The organism is Bacteroides sp. OM08-11 (genome assembly GCF_003438665.1).
In the GTDB taxonomy this organism is placed as follows: Bacteria; Bacteroidota; Bacteroidia; order Bacteroidales; family Bacteroidaceae; genus Bacteroides; species Bacteroides cutis.
Map to the genome: position 1 here is coordinate 41,078 of NZ_QSTJ01000008.1, position 20,528 is coordinate 61,605.

The 20,528-nt window shown below is 42.6% G+C and carries 16 protein-coding genes and 1 riboswitch; of the genes, 13 read left to right on the forward strand and 3 right to left on the reverse strand.

Features of this window, described 5'->3' with window-relative positions; translation table 11 throughout:
• Positions 1–29 precede the first annotated feature (29 nt).
• Positions 30–1,130, forward strand: coding sequence for a TlpA disulfide reductase family protein (locus DXC10_RS13705; RefSeq protein ID WP_101545665.1), 1,101 nt, complete (start codon positions 30–32; stop codon positions 1,128–1,130).
• Between the two features lie 161 nt (positions 1,131–1,291).
• On the opposite strand, the gene DXC10_RS13710 is transcribed toward DXC10_RS13705, so the two are convergent.
• Positions 1,292–2,260 carry a cobalamin biosynthesis protein gene (locus DXC10_RS13710; protein WP_117738091.1) on the reverse strand — a complete coding sequence of 323 codons (969 nt, stop codon included), beginning with the start codon at positions 2,258–2,260 and terminating at the stop codon, positions 1,292–1,294.
• A 54-nt stretch (positions 2,261–2,314) separates the two neighbouring features.
• Positions 2,315–2,535: riboswitch (cobalamin riboswitch) on the reverse strand.
• Positions 2,536–2,813: 278 nt separating this feature from the next.
• On the opposite strand from DXC10_RS13710, the gene DXC10_RS13715 reads away from it, so the two are divergent.
• From DXC10_RS13715 to DXC10_RS13770, 11 genes are all read left to right on the forward strand, one after another.
• Complete coding sequence (locus DXC10_RS13715; RefSeq protein WP_101545671.1) at positions 2,814–5,021, forward strand: anaerobic ribonucleoside triphosphate reductase; 2,208 nt, start codon at positions 2,814–2,816, stop codon at positions 5,019–5,021.
• Between the two features lie 11 nt (positions 5,022–5,032).
• Positions 5,033–5,533, forward strand: a complete 501-nt coding sequence (gene nrdG / locus DXC10_RS13720; RefSeq protein WP_101545675.1) for an anaerobic ribonucleoside-triphosphate reductase activating protein — start codon at positions 5,033–5,035, stop codon at positions 5,531–5,533.
• Positions 5,534–5,659: 126 nt separating this feature from the next.
• The gene (bioA, locus tag DXC10_RS13725) at positions 5,660–8,113 is read left to right on the forward strand and encodes an adenosylmethionine--8-amino-7-oxononanoate transaminase (RefSeq protein WP_117738092.1); all 2,454 of its coding nucleotides are present in this window, start codon (positions 5,660–5,662) and stop codon (positions 8,111–8,113) included.
• A gap of 2 nt (positions 8,114–8,115) precedes the next feature.
• The gene (locus tag DXC10_RS13730) at positions 8,116–9,279 is read left to right on the forward strand and encodes an 8-amino-7-oxononanoate synthase (protein WP_117738093.1); all 1,164 of its coding nucleotides are present in this window, start codon (positions 8,116–8,118) and stop codon (positions 9,277–9,279) included.
• A gap of 39 nt (positions 9,280–9,318) precedes the next feature.
• Entirely contained in the window at positions 9,319–10,089 is a 771-nt protein-coding gene (locus tag DXC10_RS13735) for a pimeloyl-ACP methyl esterase BioG family protein (RefSeq protein WP_101545685.1), read from the forward strand.
• Between the two features lie 13 nt (positions 10,090–10,102).
• Positions 10,103–10,918 carry a malonyl-ACP O-methyltransferase BioC gene (bioC, locus tag DXC10_RS13740; RefSeq protein ID WP_117738178.1) on the forward strand — a complete coding sequence of 272 codons (816 nt, stop codon included), beginning with the start codon at positions 10,103–10,105 and terminating at the stop codon, positions 10,916–10,918.
• Between the two features lie 98 nt (positions 10,919–11,016).
• Positions 11,017–11,841 carry a TdeIII family type II restriction endonuclease gene (locus DXC10_RS13745; RefSeq protein ID WP_117738094.1) on the forward strand — a complete coding sequence of 275 codons (825 nt, stop codon included), beginning with the start codon at positions 11,017–11,019 and terminating at the stop codon, positions 11,839–11,841.
• Positions 11,828–13,774, forward strand: a complete 1,947-nt coding sequence (locus DXC10_RS16430) for a DNA adenine methylase (protein ID WP_199601600.1) — start codon at positions 11,828–11,830, stop codon at positions 13,772–13,774. The genes DXC10_RS13745 and DXC10_RS16430 overlap by 14 nt, the downstream gene beginning before the upstream one ends.
• Positions 13,775–13,777: 3 nt before the next feature.
• Positions 13,778–14,542, forward strand: a complete 765-nt coding sequence (locus DXC10_RS13760; protein WP_117738095.1) for an HNH endonuclease — start codon at positions 13,778–13,780, stop codon at positions 14,540–14,542.
• A 24-nt stretch (positions 14,543–14,566) separates the two neighbouring features.
• A complete protein-coding gene (bioD, locus tag DXC10_RS13765; protein ID WP_117738096.1) occupies positions 14,567–15,214 on the forward strand; it encodes a dethiobiotin synthase in 648 nt (215 codons plus the stop codon).
• 84 nt (positions 15,215–15,298) lie between these two features.
• The gene (locus DXC10_RS13770; protein WP_117738097.1) at positions 15,299–16,471 is read left to right on the forward strand and encodes a glycosyltransferase; all 1,173 of its coding nucleotides are present in this window, start codon (positions 15,299–15,301) and stop codon (positions 16,469–16,471) included.
• Positions 16,472–16,610: 139 nt separating this feature from the next.
• Here DXC10_RS13770 and DXC10_RS13775 read toward each other — a convergent pair whose 3' ends face one another.
• Together DXC10_RS13775 and DXC10_RS13780 are read right to left on the reverse strand one after the other, a co-directional pair.
• On the reverse strand, positions 16,611–17,855 hold the full coding sequence (locus DXC10_RS13775; protein ID WP_117738181.1) for an ABC transporter permease: 1,245 nt from the start codon (positions 17,853–17,855) through the stop codon (positions 16,611–16,613).
• A gap of 5 nt (positions 17,856–17,860) precedes the next feature.
• Positions 17,861–19,060 (reverse strand): pyridoxal phosphate-dependent aminotransferase, encoded by a 1,200-nt coding sequence (locus DXC10_RS13780; RefSeq protein ID WP_101545704.1) that lies wholly within the window; start codon positions 19,058–19,060, stop codon positions 17,861–17,863.
• A 225-nt stretch (positions 19,061–19,285) separates the two neighbouring features.
• Here DXC10_RS13780 and DXC10_RS13785 point away from each other — a divergent pair, with 225 nt between their 5' ends.
• Positions 19,286–20,521, forward strand: coding sequence for a fucose isomerase (locus DXC10_RS13785; protein ID WP_101545708.1), 1,236 nt, complete (start codon positions 19,286–19,288; stop codon positions 20,519–20,521).
• Positions 20,522–20,528: the final 7 nt, after the last annotated feature.

A 20,528-nucleotide genomic window follows, 5' to 3' on the forward strand; every position in this document is an offset into this window, starting at 1 on the left:
ACAAAAATTATTTATTAAAAGAATGAACAATGAAAAAAATTACTTATCTGCTCGCTGTCGCCGCTGTATTCGCAGCTTGTAACAGCAACAAGGGTTACACCGTAACCGGAACTGTAGAGGGTGCTGCCGATGGCGACACTGTTTATCTGCAAACTATACAAGGGCGTCAACCCGTTAAATTGGATTCAGCCGTCATCACTAATGGAACTTTTACCTTCAAAGGTGCTCAAGATACCGCAGTCAACCGCTACATCACTTACCAAGCTGCCGACAAAGACGGTATGATGACCATTGATTTCTTCCTCGAAAACGGAAATATCAATGTAAAACTGACTTCCGGAGAAGAAGATTCCGCAACAGGTACTCCCAGCAATGACGCCTATCAGGAAATCAGAACCCAGCTCAATGGATTGAACAGCCAGATGATGGCTATCTATAATTCGATGTCCGACACAACTTTGACCGACGAGCAACGCGAAGCCAAAGGAAAAGAAATGGAGGCGTTGGAAAACAAGATGATGGAAGTTACCAAAGCAGGCATTCAGAAGAACATCACCAATCCGGTAGGTGTACATTTGCTGAAACAGAACTTCTACTATATGGATGTAGCCGATCTTGATCCGTTGATGCCGCAAATTCCTGCCGCATACGAAAACGATGAAATCATCGTCAAAATCAAAGACAACGTTGAAAAGATGAAGGCTACTGCTGTAGGACAGAAATTCACAGATTTTGAAATGCAGACACCGGAAGGCAAGACAGTGAAACTGTCCGATTACGTTGGAAAAGGTAAGGTAGTGCTCGTTGACTTCTGGGCGAGCTGGTGTGGTCCTTGCCGTCGCGAGATGCCTAACCTGGTAGAAGCATACGCCCAATACAAGAATAAGAATTTCGAGATTGTAGGTGTTTCTTTAGACCAAAGCGCCGACTCTTGGAAAGAAGCTATCGAAAAGCTAAATATCACATGGCCGCAAATGTCTGACTTGAAATACTGGAATTGCGAAGGTGCCAAACTGTATGCTGTAAGCAGCATTCCCCACACCGTATTGATTGACGGTGACGGAACAATCATTGCACGCGGCTTGCACGGTGACGGTTTGCAACAGAAATTAGTGGAAGTCATAAAATAAGTGGAAGCCGGATAAACAGAGGCCGGCCCCTCTACATAATCAAAGCCTCGCATTAAATTAATTAATGCGAGGCTTTTGTATATATATGTAGGATTAGCTCCAATGAAATACACCATTTACTCCCATAAGATGTGGCATTTGCCTCCATAAGGTGTGGCATCTCAGAAAGAAAATATCCGTTCTGCCATATCCATCCCCAGTTTCACCGTCTGCCACTGTTTTTCTTCATCGGTATCAGAAAGATGAAGAAGGCTATCCGCATCGGGCAGACAAAGCGTGAAGCGCTTCAATGGAATATAATTCAATACTTCCTCTATTTTCGCCTGCAACTCATCCAGCTCATCTTCTTCCGGATAATAGGAAATTACAAAGCCAAATACAGCTTCTTTTTCACGGACAAACCACAACAGACGGCTACGGTCGCAAATGCCGCAATCATAATTCAGAAAATATGCATCGGCTCCATGAAGCCGTATCAGCATATCTGTCGCTGCATGAAAAGCGACAAACAATCCGTCCGGCCGTTCACGCAACACCCGGTTATTCAGCCGGACAGCCTCATCCATCAAAAGAGATTTCGCACCATCAAACTGCACATAACGACATCCTAAATTATAGAGTGCTGATAATAAATTCTTGTAGGCTACCGCCAAGTCATCCGACAATACATTTATATCCGGATAAATCCGTTCCAACTGCAAAGCGTCAATTTCACGAAGAATTTTGGTGAGTAATTTTCCCGGAGATGGTATATGCTGCTTCGCCAATACATCCCCGACAACAATCCCTGTCAGAAAAGTATAATCATCAAGAATGGGATGATGCGACAGGCTAACCCTTCCGGTCAATTCCAGAACTTTGGATGCAAAATCACCGGTATGCGATTTATAGCCAAGTCCTTCCCAGCCTTCAAGGAAATCACGGTTACGAAAGCCTCCATCTGTAACGACTTTCATTCCTTCGGATTTAAGACGTTCGACAAGGTTGCGTATTTCAGCATTTTCGATGGCCTGCAAGGTATTTAAACTAATCTGTCCTTTCTGATACTGCGCCCATGCATCTTTCAATGTAGCTGGTGCCCACAATGTCCCTGCAATATCAACTTTGAACGGGGGAGACAATTTTTCCATAATCGTTCTTTTTTGAAATTAAAAATTCACCTTCTGCTCTATCCCACGAGTAGCAAAAGAACACTAAAGAATGGCAGGTCTTCTGACTTGATTTCCATTTCGAGCAGCCTTCCCAATCATTCTCCAATATCGAAAAACCATTAGTGGCAGGAGGTAATTACTGAAATGTTTAATATGAAACCTTACAGCAGCGGGACTGTACGGGACTTACACCCGTTTCCCTTTTAATTGCAAATAGCGAAAGCCATAAGCAAACCAATTCGCTACAAATATAACTAAAGTATTTGAAAACACATAAGTAGACTTTTCTTTTTTCATTTATAAATTCAAAACAATTTTACATCATCGAATGATACGATTTTCATTAAAGTTTACTTATAATCATCTCATTTAAAATAAAGTTTTCCATTCAACAAACAAATACACTTGGTTATCAACATATTAACCATTTTTAATCACACAAAAGTTTTCCAAAAAGAAAATCATATAGAGAACTATTATATCTTTGTCCACTCAATTAAGTAAAACAATAAAATCTAAAAAAGCAACGGTAATGATACAAACGGTAATCAAGCGTGACGGACGTATTGTCGGTTTCAATGAAGAAAAAATAGTGACTGCCATTCGTAAAGCCATGCTCCATACGGACAAAGGAGAAGATTTGCAGTTAATTCATCAGATCACCGATCACATCTCTTTCAGAGGAGAGCCGCAGATGACGGTAGAAGCTATTCAGGATATGGTAGAAGTAGAACTGATGAAAAGCAGCCGCAAGGATGTCGCACAGAAATACATCGCTTACCGCAATCAACGCAGCATCGCCCGCAAGGCTAAGACACGTGATATCTTTCTGGAAATCATCAATATCAAGTCCAATGATATCACTCGTGAAAATGCCAACATGAACGCAGATACTCCTGCGGGGATGATGATGAAATTTGCCAGTGAAACCACCAAACCGTTTGTAGACGATTACCTGTTGAGTGATGATGTTCTGGATGCCGTCAGCCAAAACTACCTGCACATCCACGACAAAGATTATTATCCCACGAAGAGCTTGACCTGTGTACAGCATCCGTTAGATCGTATCCTTAACTACGGTTTCTCTGCCGGACATGGAGAGTCGCGTCCTGCCAAACGCATCGAAACCGCCAGTATCTTAGGTTGCATCTCATTGGAAACGGCTCAGAACGAAATGCATGGCGGACAGGCTATTCCCGCTTTTGACTTCTATCTGGCTCCGTACGTCCGTAAAAGTTATATTGAAGAAATCAAAAACCTGGAGGAATTGTATGGCAAGGATTACTCCCACCTTTATCAGAAGGAGTTGACGGACTATCTGCCACAACCCTTGGACGGACTGTCTGATGAGAAACGTATCGTCCAACATGCCGTCAACAAGACTGTAGCCCGTGTACATCAGTCTATGGAAGCATTTATCCATAACATGAACACGATACATTCCCGTGGAGGTAACCAAGTGGTATTCAGCTCCATCAACTATGGTACAGACACCTCTGCCGAAGGACGCTGTATCATCCGCGAATTGCTGAAAAGTACTTATCAAGGAGTGGGAAACGGAGAAACAGCCATCTTCCCCATCCAAATCTGGAAGAAAAAACGAGGAGTAAGTTATCTGCCCGAAGACCGTAATTACGATCTCTATCAGCTTGCCTGCAAAGTAACCGCCCGCCGTTTCTTCCCCAACTTTCTGAACCTTGATGCTACTTTCAACCAAAGTGAGGAGTGGAAAGCTGATGATCCCAAACGCTACGAACACGAAGTAGCCACAATGGGATGCCGTACACGTGTTTTTGAAAACCGTTTCGGACCGAAAACCTCCATCGGACGTGGAAATATTTCATTCTCCACAATTAATATCGTCCGCCTTGCCATCGAATGTATGGATATAGAGAATAAAGAACAACGCATCGCCCGCTTCTTCTCCAAGTTGGACTCCATGCTCGAGATTACGGCACGCCAGTTGCACGAACGTATGGAATTCCAGAAGACTGCATTCGCCAAACAGTTCCCCTTGCTGATGTCTGCCCTATGGATAGGTAGCGAAAAGCTGAAACCGAACGATAGCATTGCCCCGGTTATCAATCAAGGTACATTGGGTATCGGTTTTATCGGTTTGGCCGAGTGTCTGGTTGCACTACTTGGAAAACACCATGGCGAATCGACAGAGGCTCAGGAGCTGGGAGTCAAAATCGTGACCTACATGCGCGACCGCAGCAATCAGTTCTCCGACCAATACCAGCATAATTATAGCATATTGGCCACTCCGGCCGAAGGGTTATCGGGCAAATTTACCCGGATAGACCGTAAAAAGTTCGGTATCCTTCCGGGTATCACAGACCGTGATTATTACACCAACTCCAACCATGTACCTGTATATTACAAATGCAGTGCCCGTCATAAAGCTGAAGTGGAAGCTCCCTACCATGAACTGACGCGCGGCGGGCATATATTTTATGTAGAGATGGATGGAGATGCCACGCACAACCCGGAAGTCATTATGCGTGTGGTAGATATGATGGATCGTTATAATATCGGTTATGGCTCTGTCAATCACAACCGTAACCGTTGCCTGGACTGCGGATACGAAAATTCTACTGCCAATCTGGAAGAATGTCCGAAATGCGGAAGCAGACATATCGACAAGTTACAACGTATCACTGGCTATCTGGTAGGTACTACCGATCGTTGGAACCAAGCCAAGCTTGCGGAGTTAAACGACCGTATCACTCATCATTAATCGTTGAAAAAATGATTTCTATTCTCGACATATTAGAAGATACTACTGTAGACGGTCCCGGTTTCCGTACCGCTATTTATGCAGCCGGATGTCCTAACGGATGTCCCGGCTGCCACAACCCCGAATCATGGGACATCCATCGCGGATACTGGATGAGTACGGACGAGATCCTGAAAAAAGTACTTGCCGACAATTTTGCGGATGTGACCTTCAGCGGCGGTGATCCGATGTTCCAGCCGGAAGGTTTTACAGAGTTGGCATCGGCCATCAAAATCAAAAGCCGGAAAAACATATGGTGTTATACGGGATATACCTTTGAAAATCTGTTACGTAACCCTCGGCAAGCAAAGTTACTGGAATATATCGATGTGCTGGTAGACGGCAAATTCAGAAAAGAGCTACGCGATGAGAGCCTTTACTTCCGTGGCAGCAGTAACCAACGGTTGATTGACGTACAAGCGTCACTGAAAGCAAACAAAACCGTGAACTACAACTACAATCCGGGAATTTAACGGCTTAGTTTCCCGGCAAGTCTTTCTTGTGAATTTTGAATTAACTTCTATAGACGGCATCCCATCAGAATATTTTTCCTACATTTGTGCCACGAAAAGAATTTATAACGAAGGATTCTGAACACCATGCATAAAAAACAAGCCAATAAGAAGACGATACGCTTCCGCCGCTGGAGCCGGAAAACTTATGCCGCATTTGCCAGCATAGGCCGCCAAGTCACGATTGGCTACCTGCGGAAAAATGTAGCAGACAGTTCGCTGCGTAAGCAAAATTCGGTTCAGACTCTCCCCTATTATATCCAAATTATGACTACAAATGAATTAAAAGCCCAGATATTGTCAGGCATAGACATATCGCCCGACCAAGCAGTCTGGCTGGCCAATATGGCCGATCGTGAAGCGCTGTACGCCGCCGCACACGAAATTACCGTCGCATGCGCGCCGCGCGAATTCGACATGTGTTCCATCATCAATGCAAAATCAGGACGATGCCCCGAAAATTGTAAATGGTGCGCACAATCTGCCCACTACCACACGAAAGCCGAAATCTACAACCTGCTGCCCGCTGAAGAATGCCTGAAACAGGCACAATACAATGAACAACAAGATGTCAACCGTTTCTCCCTCGTAACCAGCGGACGCAAACCTTCATCCCAACAAATTGAACAACTTTGCGATACGGTGCGCCACATGCGCCGCCACTCGTCTATCCAGCTGTGTGCTTCACTGGGCCTGTTGGATGAGGACGAGTTAAGGGTTCTGCACGAAGCCGGCATTACACGATATCATTGTAACCTGGAGACAGCACCTTCTTATTTCCCTACTTTATGCAGTACCCACACACAGGAAGAAAAACTACACACGCTCCAGGCTGCCCGCAATGCAGGTATGGATATTTGTAGCGGTGGCATCATCGGTATGGGAGAGACGATGGAACAACGTATCGAATTTGCCTTCACCTTGAAAAAATTGGGAGTGCAATCCATTCCTATCAATTTACTCAGTCCTATCCCCGGCACACCGCTCGAAAATCAGCAACCGCTAACAGAAGAAGAAGTACTGACTACCATCGCCCTTTTCCGCTTTATCAATCCTACAGCCTATCTTCGTTTTGCGGGAGGACGTTCCCAACTCAGTAAAGAAGCGGTAAAGAAATCTCTTTATATCGGAATTAATTCTGCCATCGTAGGCGATTTGTTGACCACTCTCGGCTCAAAGGTTTCGGAAGACAAAAAGCTGGTTGAAGAAGCGGGATATCAGTTCAACGGTTCGCAATTCGACCGGGAACATTTGTGGCATCCTTACACATCGACCACCAATCCACTGCCCGTATATAAGGTGAAGCATGCCGAAGGGGCAACAATTACCATTGAAACGCCGCAAGCCCCGAACGGCAAGCAAACACTTATCGAAGGTATGTCGTCATGGTGGTGTGCCGTACATGGATACAACAATCCGGCATTAAACAAAGCGGCAGAGGAACAACTCGGAAAAATGTCGCACGTAATGTTTGGCGGACTAACCCACGATCCGGCGATAGAACTCGGTAAATTACTGTTGCCTTTGGTTCCTCCTTCCATGCAAAAAATATTCTATGCGGATTCGGGATCGGTAGCGGTGGAAGTAGCTCTGAAAATGGCGGTACAGTATTGGGTTGCGAAAAGCCAAGCCACCCCATCGCAAAGCGAGTTGAAGCAGAAGACCAATTTTGTGACCATACGCAGTGGTTACCACGGAGATACTTGGAATGCCATGTCCGTATGTGATCCAGTGACAGGTATGCACTCCCTGTTTGGTTCGGCATTACCCGTCCGGTATTTCGTACCGCAACCTCGTTCGCGATATGACGGGGAATGGGATCCGCGAGATATCGTTCCATTGAAAGAAACGATAGAACAACACTCCGGAGAGTTGGCGGCACTTATACTGGAACCCATTGTACAAGGAGCAGGAGGTATGTGGTTCTATCATCCTCAATACTTGCGTGAAGCGGCAGAGTTGTGCCGCAAACATGGTTTATTGCTCATCTTTGACGAAATAGCAACCGGATTCGGACGTACAGGGAAACTGTTTGCCTGGGAACATGCGGGGACAGAACCGGACATCATGTGTATTGGTAAAGCACTGACGGGAGGATATATGACACTGTCTGCGGTACTGGCAACAAATGAAGTGGCCGATGCCATTTCTAACCATGCTCCGGGAGCATTTATGCACGGCCCTACTTTCATGGGAAATCCATTGGCATGTGCCGTGGCATGTGCTTCAGTGAAATTACTGACATCCGGTGAATATAACTGGAAAGAAAAAGTATCACGTATCGAAGCACAACTGAAAGAAGAGCTGGAACCTGCCCGTCACCTGCCACAAGTAGCGGACGTACGGATATTAGGAGCTATCGGGGTTATTGAAACCAAAGAACCGGTGAATATGGCATGGATGCAACGCCGGTTCGTGGAAGAAGGAATCTGGGTACGTCCATTCGGGAAATTGGTGTATCTGATGCCACCGTTCATTATTGAGCCGGAACAACTGAGCAAGTTGACGAAAGGACTGATTAAGATCGTAAAGGAGATGTAACCATGCACACAACAGACTTTATGCAGCAAGAACTGCAACAGTTAAAAGAGCATAGCAATCTGCGCCGTCTGCCAGAAATGATACACGACGGACGAAACGTAATCGTAGACGGAAAACGGATGCTTAATTTATCGTCCAACGACTATTTAGGTTTGGCTGCCGACCGTGTATTGAGAGAGGAATTCCTGAACACACTGACTCCTGATACATTTATGCCGACTTCCTCTTCTTCCCGGTTGTTGACCGGTAATTTCTCCATCTACGAAGAACTGGAAACAGAACTTGCCCGGCTGTTTGGAACGGAAACAGCCCTGATATTCAATAGCGGTTATCATGCCAATACCGGTATTCTGCCGGCAGTAAGCAATGCACAGACCCTGATACTTGCAGATAAGCTGGTACATGCCAGCCTGATTGACGGTATACGGCTTTCTGCGGCAAAATGTATCCGTTACCGTCATAACGACTTGGAGCAACTTGCCCGGTTACTGAAAGAACATCACACATCCTATATCCGGATTATTATCGTCACCGAAAGTATATTCAGCATGGATGGCGACCAGACCGATTTAAACGCTCTGGTACGATTGAAACAGACTTATGACAACGTGTTGCTCTATATAGACGAAGCGCATGCTTTCGGAGTACGGGGCAAGCTCGGATTGGGGTGTGCCGAAGAAACCGGATGCATTGGCGATATTGATTTCCTGGTCGGTACTTTCGGAAAGGCAGCCGCATCGTCAGGAGCGTATATCGTATGCCGTCAAGTGATACGCGAATATCTCATCAACCGGATGCGTACCCTTATCTTTACCACCGCCCTTCCTCCGTTGAACATTGCCTGGACATTATTTATGATACGAAAAATGGCAAGCATGCAGAAACGGAGAGAACATTTAGCCCACATCAGCCAAATTTTGCGGGACGCCTTGATCGCACAAGGATACGAATGTCCCAGCGTAAGCCACATCGTACCAATGATTGTAGGATCGAGCAAAGACACCATCCTGCGTGCAGAATACCTGCAACGCCACGGGTTCTATGCCCTGCCCGTCCGTCCGCCTACGGTACCGGAAGGTACATCACGTATCCGTTTTTCGCTGACAGCAGAGATAAAAGAAGAAGAAATGGAGCAACTGAGAAACTGCTTAAATGAGAGTTTTTAAACATATATCAAATAATAACTTAATTAATTCAGAAAGAAAATGAAACAAATTTACGTTATAAACGAGAACCAACCCAAGTTGCTCCTGTTCTTTGCCGGATGGGCAGCCGATGAAACCCCTTTCAAGCAATATCGGCCTAAAGGTATGGACTATATGGTTTGCTACGACTACCGCACACTCGATTTCGACCTGTCTATCTTCGACCGCTACCGGCAAGTAAACGTAGTGGCATGGTCCATGGGAGTATGGGCAGGTTCGCTCATACTCAGCCAAATACCCGGAGACAAGATAACTAGCATATCCTTCAATGGAAGTACTCATCCCATAGACGATCAGGAAGGCATTCCCCTGGCAACCTATCAAGCTACCCTCGATGGGCTTACTCCCGCCTCACTCCAGAAATTCATGCACCGCATGTGTCAAGACAGTAACGCCTACAAGGCATTGATGGAAATAACTCCCCGACGGAACTTCGAAGAAATCAAAGATGAGCTGAAGCGCATCAAGGAACAATATTTTGAAATGTGTGGAGACTATTCCGATAAAAGCATTGACGATAAAGTTATAGATGACATGATTGAAAAATATATAGACAAGTATGAATACAACTACGACTATGCCCTCATAGGTAAAAACGACCGGATTATCCCCCCCGAAAATCAGGAAATCAATCATGAGGAAGCAGCCAACCTTATCATAACGGATTGTGCACACTATGACGAACCCATGTTCCGTTTTTTGCTACAAGACGCATGGGAAATGCCCATTGATGACTTCCTGTGGCACCTGAAGAGAATGTGTATCCAATGAAACGTTGAAAATGATGATTTGTAACACTACCATCCAAACCATCGATAAAGCACTCATCGCCGAACGGTTTGCCAAAGCACGTAACACGTATGGCAGCAAGGCGCGTGTACAGCAATTGGTAGCGGAAAAAATGCTACACCTATTGATGGAGCATACCTGTACACCCGCCGCAGTGCGAAACATCTCCTGTAACGCATCCCCTTTTCAACATATCGTTGAATTCGGATGCGGCACAGGTTATTACTCTCGCTTGCTGCTGCATTCCCTACAGCCGGACACATTGTTGCTCAACGACTTATGCAGCGAGATGGAAGAATGTGTCAAAGAACTATGTACCTCACCTGCCGTACATTTTTGTGCCGGCGATGCAGAGTTGATGAGCTTTCCACAAGAAACGGACTTAATAACATCCTGTTCGACCTTGCAATGGTTCTCCAATCCGGAAGACTTCTTCGTCCGATGCCATCATTTCCTTACCGACAGTGGAATACTTGCTTTCAGTACTTTTGGAAAAGAGAATATGCAAGAGATACGTAACCTCACAGGAAATGGCCTTGATTATCTGTCGCTCGGAGAGTTGAAAACATTATTATCTTCCCGTTACGACATCCTTCATGCTGAAGAAGAAATCGTCACTCTACCTTTTGCCACCCCACTCCTGGTATTACAACACCTAAAACAGACCGGAGTAACAGGTACGGAAAAGAAAATATGGACCCGAGGTCGCCTACAAACCTTTTGTAATGATTACGTAAGGTTATTCAGTAACGTTAATCATGATGTTGTACTAACTTATCATCCCATTTATATTATTGCAAAGAAAAGATGAGACCAATGCCATCCAAGAAGATACAGTAAATACAAATACCTATTGCTTTCAGGAAAAAAACACTAATTTTGCAACAGATAAACAAAGTCATTAAAAAAATGAATCAAGTAGACAATGAAAAGGTAATTCGTGCCATTGTAAGTGCATTTGTAGAGTCCTATGCATCGGGATTTTCTGATAGGCACATCTCTGAAAAGGATGATGAAGACGGAACCATCAATATGAAAATACATAATGTATTTATTGCCGCATTAGGTCCAGAAATACAATATTATTCAGCATTAGCCCGCTCTTTGGATAGTTCATTGGGAAACATGTTAGAAAAAATGGCAATAAAAATAGCTACATTACACTACAAAGTGAGCCAACATGTAGAAGGAAAGTTATATAAAGAACAAACAGATTTCATTGCCGAACTCTTAGAACAATATAAACGTCGTGAAATAGCTCCTAGTATTGATGATTATACTGGAATAACGAATAAAACCGGTAATATTATCAGAAAACGTCATGAAAGTGATTATTACCTCCTTGATGAAGAAACTAATATGCATTACCTTATTGAACTGAAAATAGGTGGTGATTTAGATAATAAGAAAGCACGATCAGAGAAAGAGGCACTATTAGAGCAATACTGTATCCTGACCAATGAACTCAATGATGAAAATAAAGTAAAAATTCTCTTTGCAACAGCATATAACAGATATGGCGAAGGAGCCCCTTGGACCCAAAGTCGAGTACGCCAGTTTTTTGCTCCGGATGAACTTTGTATCAGTAGAAATTTTTGGAATTTAGTCTGCAAATCAGAAAATGGCTATGACATTGTAATTGATGAATACAAAAAAAGTGCACATTTTATTAATGATGCATTGAATAATATCAAAAATATTTATCTTCCAAACATCGTAAATGAAAGACAGTAATTGGAGAAAATGTTTAATTTGTGATGACAGCAGGAATGTCATCAAACAAATTCCAGATAAATCTATTGATCTTATTCTTACCGATCCGCCATATAATATCGGTAAACATTCTACGGGGAATATACCATTATTAGGAAGAGCGCCCATGAATAATGATGTAGCCGATTGGGATTGGGTAGATTTTTTTCCAGAAGAATGGGCTAATGAATTTATTAGAATTCTAAAACCAAATGGAAATCTATTCATATTTACTTCTTATAATCAGTTAGGACGATGGTATAACTGTCTTGATCATAAATTTGACACATCAAATTTTATGATTTGGCACAAGACTAATCCTGCACCCAAAATATTCAAAGCAGGTTTTCTTAACAGTTGTGAAATGATATTCACTTGTTGGAATAAAAAACATACATGGAATTTTATATCACAAAAAGAAATGCATAACTTTTTAGAGAGTCCGATATGCATGCGTCCAGAAAGATTAAACAACCCTAAACATCCAGCTCAGAAGCCTGTTTCTATTCTTAAAAAAATCATAGAAATAGCCAGTAACGAAGATGATATTATTTTCGATCCTTTTATGGGAGTAGGCTCAATAGGAGTCGCCGCTATGAATAAAAAAAGAAAATTCATCGGTATTGAAATAAATCCTATATATTTCGATGCTGCAAAGAAAAGAATTGTAAATGAAATGAATAAACAAGAATATCCAATTACAGAAAATTCCAAAGAAATTGTTTGTAAAACTACCGTCATAAATCATCAACAAACAATATGGGATTTAGACAAACCAGCTAAAAAAAGTCAGCCTAGACTTCAACCGCTTTTAAAGTGGGCTGGTGGAAAAGAAAAAGAACTAAAATATATCATACCTAATTTGCCCAAAAAGTTCAACAATTATTACGAACCATTTGTAGGAGGAGGCTCTGTATTTACAGCTGTAAATGCTAATCATTTTTTCATCAATGATTATTCTTCTGAATTAATTTCGTTGTATAGATATATTGCAGAACAGAACGAAACGTTCTTTAAGTATGTAGAAAGTATAAATCATTCGTGGGACAATGCACATGCATTTTTTGAAAAGCACATTCTCTTTCTAACAAGCATATACTCTGATTATCAAAAAGATACTATAACAAAAGATGAATTAAAACACGCAATAATAGAATTTTGTCATTCCCAAGCAAATGATATTTCTTCAATCATAGATAATACTATAAAACAACACTGTGAGGTTTTAACCTTGGAAATACAAAATAATCTGTTTCGCAAAATGTCTAGAATGAAAATCCTAGAACAAGAAAAACATTTGTTACCTCTTAAAGATCTGTATAATAACATAGAGACGTCTATCAAAAGTGCTTTATATATGTACTTTCGCCATCTCTATAACACCAAGCAAATAGAAACTGGGAATAATGAATTGTATTGTGCTTTATTCCTTTTCATCAGAAACTATTGTTATAGCGGCATGTTCCGTTATAATGATCATGGAGAATTTAATGTTCCCTACGGAGGAATCGGTTACAATACAAAGAACATGGGTAAGAAACTTCAATATTACCGTTCGGACAGCTTACTTGAACGTTTCAATAATACCACAATATCCAACTATGATTTTGAACAGTTTCTTAGAATGAGTAACCCTCAAGAAAACGATTTCATTTTTCTAGACCCTCCTTACGACAGTGAATTCAGCACATATGCTCAGAATGAGTTTACACGTAAAGACCAACAGCGTTTAGCAGACTATATGTTGAAAGAATGTCGATCCAAATGGATGTTAGTTATCAAAAACACTGATTTTATCTATTCACTATACAATCACGAAGGCATAAACATACGTTTTTTCGACAAAAAATATCTTGTCAGTTTTATGAATAGGAATGATAAAAAGGTGACTCATTTATTAATCACTAATTATTAAATTATGAGCAGAGAATATTCATTAGTTTTACCCGCATTATACGTAATGTCTATACATAATGAAGGAAAAGTTAGTACTGAACTATTAAGGACAAAACTTCGTAGCCTTTTAAAAATTTCAAATGATCAAGAGAAACAATTAAAAGATAGAAATGATTTTAGTTTTGACCAGATTGTTAGAAATTTCAAATCTCACTCCAAGAATAAGGGTAATATTCTCCATGAACAATTGGCTATAGATGCAGGACGAGGATATTTTCAAATAACAGAAAAAGGCAAATTATATCTAAAGGACAATCTTCCATATCTTACATATTTAGTAGAGAATAATTTTGAAGTTACAGATGTCATAAATGCTCTGGAAACAGTCAGAAACAACAAAAACCTATTATTACTTGAGAACATATCAGAAGGTAGAATCAAAGAGCGTAAAACAAAAGTACGGGAGCGTTCTTCAATACTAAGAGCTGCTGCCATCGAACATTTTACACATAATGGTACTATTATGTGTGATTGTTGCAGGTTCGAGTTTAAGAGTTTTTATGGTTATTATGGAGAGAAAAGTTGTATAGAAATACATCATCTCACACCTATTTTCCAATATAGTGGAGAGGGTATCAATTCGACAATTGACAAGGCTCTACACAATCTTCTTCCTGTCTGCCCTAATTGCCATCGCGTAATTCATAAAAACAAAATCACAGCAAATATGATAGAAGGATTAAAAAAAAGTATACAACAATCTTTTATTTCCCCAATTAAAGATTAAAACATATATCAGACAAGATAACAGATGAGATCAAACATTTATTTCGTCAGTGGCATCGATACTGATGCCGGAAAAAGTTATTGTACCGCTTGGTTGGCCCGTGAACTGGCACAAAACGGTAAGCGTGTCATTACTCAGAAATTTATCCAAACAGGTAATACCGGCCATTCCGAAGACATAGACTTGCATCGGCGCATCACAGGAACAGGTTATCTGCCTGAAGACGAAGAAGGACTGACTATGCCGGAAATCTTCTCATATCCCTGTTCACCTCATCTTGCCTCACGCATCGACCGGCGTCCCATTGATTTCGGCAAGATAGAACGTGCCACGCAAGAACTTGCACGCCGCTATGACATTGTGCTTGTTGAAGGCGCAGGAGGGCTGATGGTCCCTTTAACGGAAGAATATCTGACCATCGATTATATTGCCGAAAAGAAATGCCCGTTGATATTCGTAACTTCCGGCAAGTTGGGCAGCATCAATCATACGCTGTTGAGTTTCGAAGCAATCAAGAACCGGGGCATCACGCTGGATACCGTTCTCTATAATCTTTATCCAACCGTGGAAGATAAAACAATCCAGGAAGATACGATGCAATATATCAAGAACTATCTAACGAGACATTTCCCTGAAACAAAATTTGAGGTGGTACCAGAAATGGGGATTTAGTATTTAACAAAAAACTCTCCCCCTATAATGCCTGCACTGGTGAAAAATTCTTTAAATTTGCACCACAAAAACGTCAAGTGATTCATGGAAGCATTTATATTCGATACAACAGAAAAGGTATTGCTCGCACTAACGGGTATCCTTTTTTTTGTTCAGCTCCTCTATTATTTTTGTCTTTATAACCGTATTTATCTGCACAACCGTGCCGTGAAACGGAACAATGTGCATTTCTCACAAGAACTCCCCCCCGTTTCAGTCATTATTTGCGCACGTGAGGAGTCCGAAAACCTGCGTCGTAACCTGATTGCCGTATTGGAGCAGGATTATCCACAATTCGAGGTCATTGTCATTAATGATGGCGATACAGACGAAAGCGAAGACTACCTCACAATATTGGAAGAGAAATATCCACACTTGTATCACAGTTTTGTTCCTGATTCCTCCCGGTATATCAGCCGTAAAAAACTCGCTATCACACTGGGTGTCAAAGCCAGTAAATATGACTGGTTGGTGTTCACTGAAGCCAATTGTATGCCCCAAAGCAATCAATGGTTACGGTTGATGGCACGCAATTTCACCTCACGTACACAGGTCGTTTTGGGATATAGCGGTTACGACCGCAGCAAGGGATGGCTACACAAACGGGTAGCGTTCGATAATCTGTTCACTTCCATGCGTTACCTCGGTTTTGCCCTTGCCGGTAATCCTTATATGGGTATAGGACGTAACCTTGCCTATCGTAAAGAACTGTTTTATCAACAGAAAGGTTTTTCTGCCCACCTCAACCTGCAAAGGGGCGACGATGATTTGTTTATCAACCACATCGCTACCCCCGAAAACACACGGGTTGAAACTGATGTGAACGCCATTATGCGTACGCAGCCCGTACTCCGTGCCAAAGACTGGAGGGAGGAAAAGATCAGTTATACCTCCACCGCACGGTTGTATCATGGTGCACAACGCTGGTTGGCAGGTTTTGAAACTTTCAGTCGCCTGATATTCTATGGTTGCTGGGTAGCCGCACTCGTCATCGGAATACTGCACTTTCATTGGTTTGTAGCGGGTGTTGCCTTTCTTCTGTGGTTACTTCGTTTCACTACCCAAGCCATCATTATCAATAAAACGGCTAAAGAACTGGATGATAAACGCCGCTATTACTTCACACTTCCTGTATTCGATCTCCTTCAACCTATGCAGTCCCTTCGCTGGAAACTGTATTGCCTGTTCAGAAAGAAGAGTGATTTCCTGAGAAAATAAGAGTAAATTCCGTTTCCATCAATAGGGAACGCTTGTTCCCATAAAGAGAAACGCTCGTTCCCTCAAAGAGAAACTGTAGTTCCCATTAAGGGGAACGCTCGTTTCCACGAGAGGAAACTGTAGTTTCCGTTAGGAGAAACTATTCATACCTCATGGAGTTGGCGGGATGTATGCGTGTGATAAGATAAGAAGGTCCCAGCAACATAAAAACGGAAGCAAGCAACGTACCCACATTCAGCAATAGGAATAGCCAAATGTTGAAAGATACCGGAACAGTATCCATATAATATGTCTCAGGATCGAGACGGAACAAGCTGAAACTTTTCTGGAGAAAATAGAAAGACAGTCCTATAACATTTCCCCACAACATACCCCTTCCGATGAGGAAGACAGCAAACCAAAGGAAGAGTTTACGAATGGTGAAATTATTGGCACCCAATGATTTCAAGACCCCTATCATGGAAGTACGTTCGATGATGATAATCAAAAGACCGGACACCATGGTAAAACCCGCCACACCAATCATCAAGATAAGGATCACCCAAATATTGACGTCCAGAATATCCAGCCAGGCAAATATCTGAGGATTGAGTTGCTCTATGTTGCGAACGGCATACTCTGCTCCATTGCGGTCAGGACGTTCGTTCACATCATCCGCTATCTCGTAGGTAGTAGCATTCAGTTCATCATAATCGTCAAGTTGCAACTCGATACCACTGACCTGATCTGGTTCCCACTTGTTAAGACGGTTTACAAGACAAAGGTCTGTAAGCAAAAAGAGGTTATCATATTCAGAAAAGTTCGTTTGATAAATACCAACAATCTTCAGACGGCGTGCACGCACATCATCTTGGATATAATAAGTGTCTATCTTATCGCCCAGTTTCAACTTCATCTTATCGGCAATTGCCCTGGAAATTACAACACGATTGGTAGAAGCGGAGTCACTGAATTGCGGAAACTCTCCTTCCAATAAATGGCGACGGAAGAATGAAGTATCATACTCCGGACCGATACCTTTCAATACCATGCCCTGAAAAGCATCGGAAGTCTTTATCATACCCGGTTTAGTGGAATAACGCTGAACATGCTTCACGCCAGGATAATCGGCAAGAGCAGCAAACATGCTGTCTTCCACGGCAATAGGGCGGGTTTCGTAAGAACGGGCGGCATCAGAGTTGGTGAGTTGGATGTGTGCGCCGAAACCTACGATTTTATCTCTTACCTCACTCTTGAAACCGATAATTACCGATACGGCAATAATCATCACCGCCAATCCGATAGCTACACCGATAGTGGCGATGAGTACGGCAGGACGGGATACTTGTTTTCCGACATCACTGTCGTGGTAAAGGCGGCGGGCAAGGAAGAGGGAGAGACTCATTTTCTTCATTCCGTCCGTCCCGGATACGCTTCCAATGCTTTTTGCAACACAAACAGCGCGCGGGTCAAGTCTTCCTTTTTCAGCACATATGCAATGCGAACTTCATTACGTCCGGAACCGGGAGTGGTATAGAAACCTGAAGCAGGAGCCATAAAGACAGTTTGTCCTTCGTATTCAAAATCGGAAAGACACCAAGCACAGAACTTATCCGAATCGTCGACAGGTAGTTTCGCTACAGTATAGAAAGCCCCCATCGGAATGGGAGAATAGACTCCCGGGATACGGTTCAGTCCATCAATCAGACATTTACGACGTTCTACATATTCATCATAGGTGTCACGCAAATACTCTTCACCAGCGTCAAGAGAAGCTTCAGCGGCAATCTGTCCAATCAACGGAGGACTGAGGCGTGCCTGGCAGAACTTCATAACCGCATCACGTATCTCTTTGTTTTTGGTTATCAAAGCACCGATACGGATGCCGCATTCGGAGTAGCGCTTGGATACAGAATCAATCAACACAACATTCTGCTCGATACCTTCGAGGTGACAAGCAGAAATATAAGGAGAACCTGTATAAATAAACTCACGATACACTTCGTCGGAGAAGAGAAAAAGGTCGTACTTCTTTACGAGGTCACGTATCTGGTTCATTTCACGGCGGGTATACAGATAACCTGTCGGATTGTTGGGATTACAAATCAGGATGGCACGGGTACGCTCATTGATCAGTTCTTCAAATTTCTCTACTTTAGGAAGCGAAAAACCTTCTTCGATAGTAGTGGCAATCGTACGGATTTTGGCTCCCGCTGAAATGGCAAATGCCATGTAATTGGCATACGCAGGTTCGGGAACAATAATCTCATCACCCGGATTCAGGCAAGCCATAAAAGAAAACAGTACGGCTTCCGACCCACCGGAAGTGATGATAATGTCATCAGCAGTGAGCTTGATATTGTACTTGTCATAATACCCTACCAACTTTTCGCGATAACTACGGTAACCGGCACTGGGACTATACTCCAACACTTTACGGTCAATGTTGCGAATTGCATCAATGGCGACTTGCGGTGTAGGTAAGTCTGGCTGTCCGATGTTAAGATGAAATACATGCGTACCCCGCTGTTTGGCTGCATCTGCCAGCGGAGCCAGCTTTCTGATAGGAGATGCGGGCATTTCTGTTCCGCGAATGGATATTGTCGGCATGAGATTATTTACGATTTACGATTGATATTACTATCAGTTTATTATTAAAGTTGCAAATGTAGTGATTTATTTGAAACCAAAGGGAAGCAAAGACATAAAAACTTTAAAAACCTTATCTATATTAAAAACACTATGCTATTTAAAAAGAAACTTGTACCTTTGAAAAACAAGCGAGCGAAGTGGCTTCAATCGTAATTTGTAAATTGTTAAATCGTAAATAGTACCATGGTCATAAACCTAATAACTTTTGCTTCACTACTACATAAACAAGCATCTGTTCGCAGTTCCCATGAAGTGATATTGACTGAATTGGAAAAATATTTCACAGTCAATTTTGTAGATTATCAAGATATCAGTAAACTAACTCCCAGTGATTTCAGCATTTTGTTCATTGCTACCGGCGGTGTAGAACGGTTGGTTATCCAACACTTTGAGTCTCTGCCTCGCCCCACCATCATATTGGCCGATGGCATGCAAAACTCACTTGCTGCAGCTCTTGAAATATCATCCTGGCTGCGTGGACGAGGTATGAGAAGTGAAATTCTGCACGGTGAGTTATCCGAAATCATCAAGCGTATATTTGTTCTTCACAGTAACTTCAAGGCTCAACGCAGTCTTTTCGGCGTACGTATCGGGGTGATAGGTACTCCCTCGAACTGGCTCATTGCAAGCAATGTTGACTATTTGCTCGCTAAACGACGCTGGGGAGTGGAATATACCGACATCGCATTGGAACGTGTCTATGAGTACTTTGAACAAATTACGGATGATGAAGTAGGTGAAGCCTGCGCCCATCTTGCAGGAAAAGCCTTGGCATGCCGTGAGGCTACTCCGGAGGATATGATAAAAGCGATGCGGCTTTATCGTGCCCTCAAAAGAATAGTAGAAGAAGAAAAACTGAGTGCGATTACTTTAAGTTGTTTCCGTCTGATAGGCCAAACGGGTACAACAGGATGTCTGGCGCTTGCATTGCTGAATGATGAAGGTATCATTGCCGGATGCGAGGGCGACCTCCAGTCTATCTTCACCATGTTGGCAACCAAGGTACTGACCGGAAAGTCCACTTTCATGGCAAACCCCTCCATGATTAATGCCCGTACCAACGAAATCATATTGGCGCATTGTACCATCGGTATCAAACAAACCGAACAGTTTATTATCCGTAATCATTTTGAAACGGAAAGCGGCATCGGCATTCAAGGTATCTTGCCCACCGGAGATGTTACCATCGTAAAATGTGGCGGAGAATGTCTGGATGAATATTACCTGACTTCGGGTACGTTGACTGAAAACACCAATTATATCAACATGTGCCGTACTCAGGTACGCATAAAATTAAGTAGTCCGGCCGACTATTTCCTGAAAAGTCCGTTAGGAAATCATCACATCCTATTACATGGTAACTATGTGCAGATGCTGGATGAATTCTTACAGTCGAACAGCTGCAAAAGAATAGAATAAGCATTGA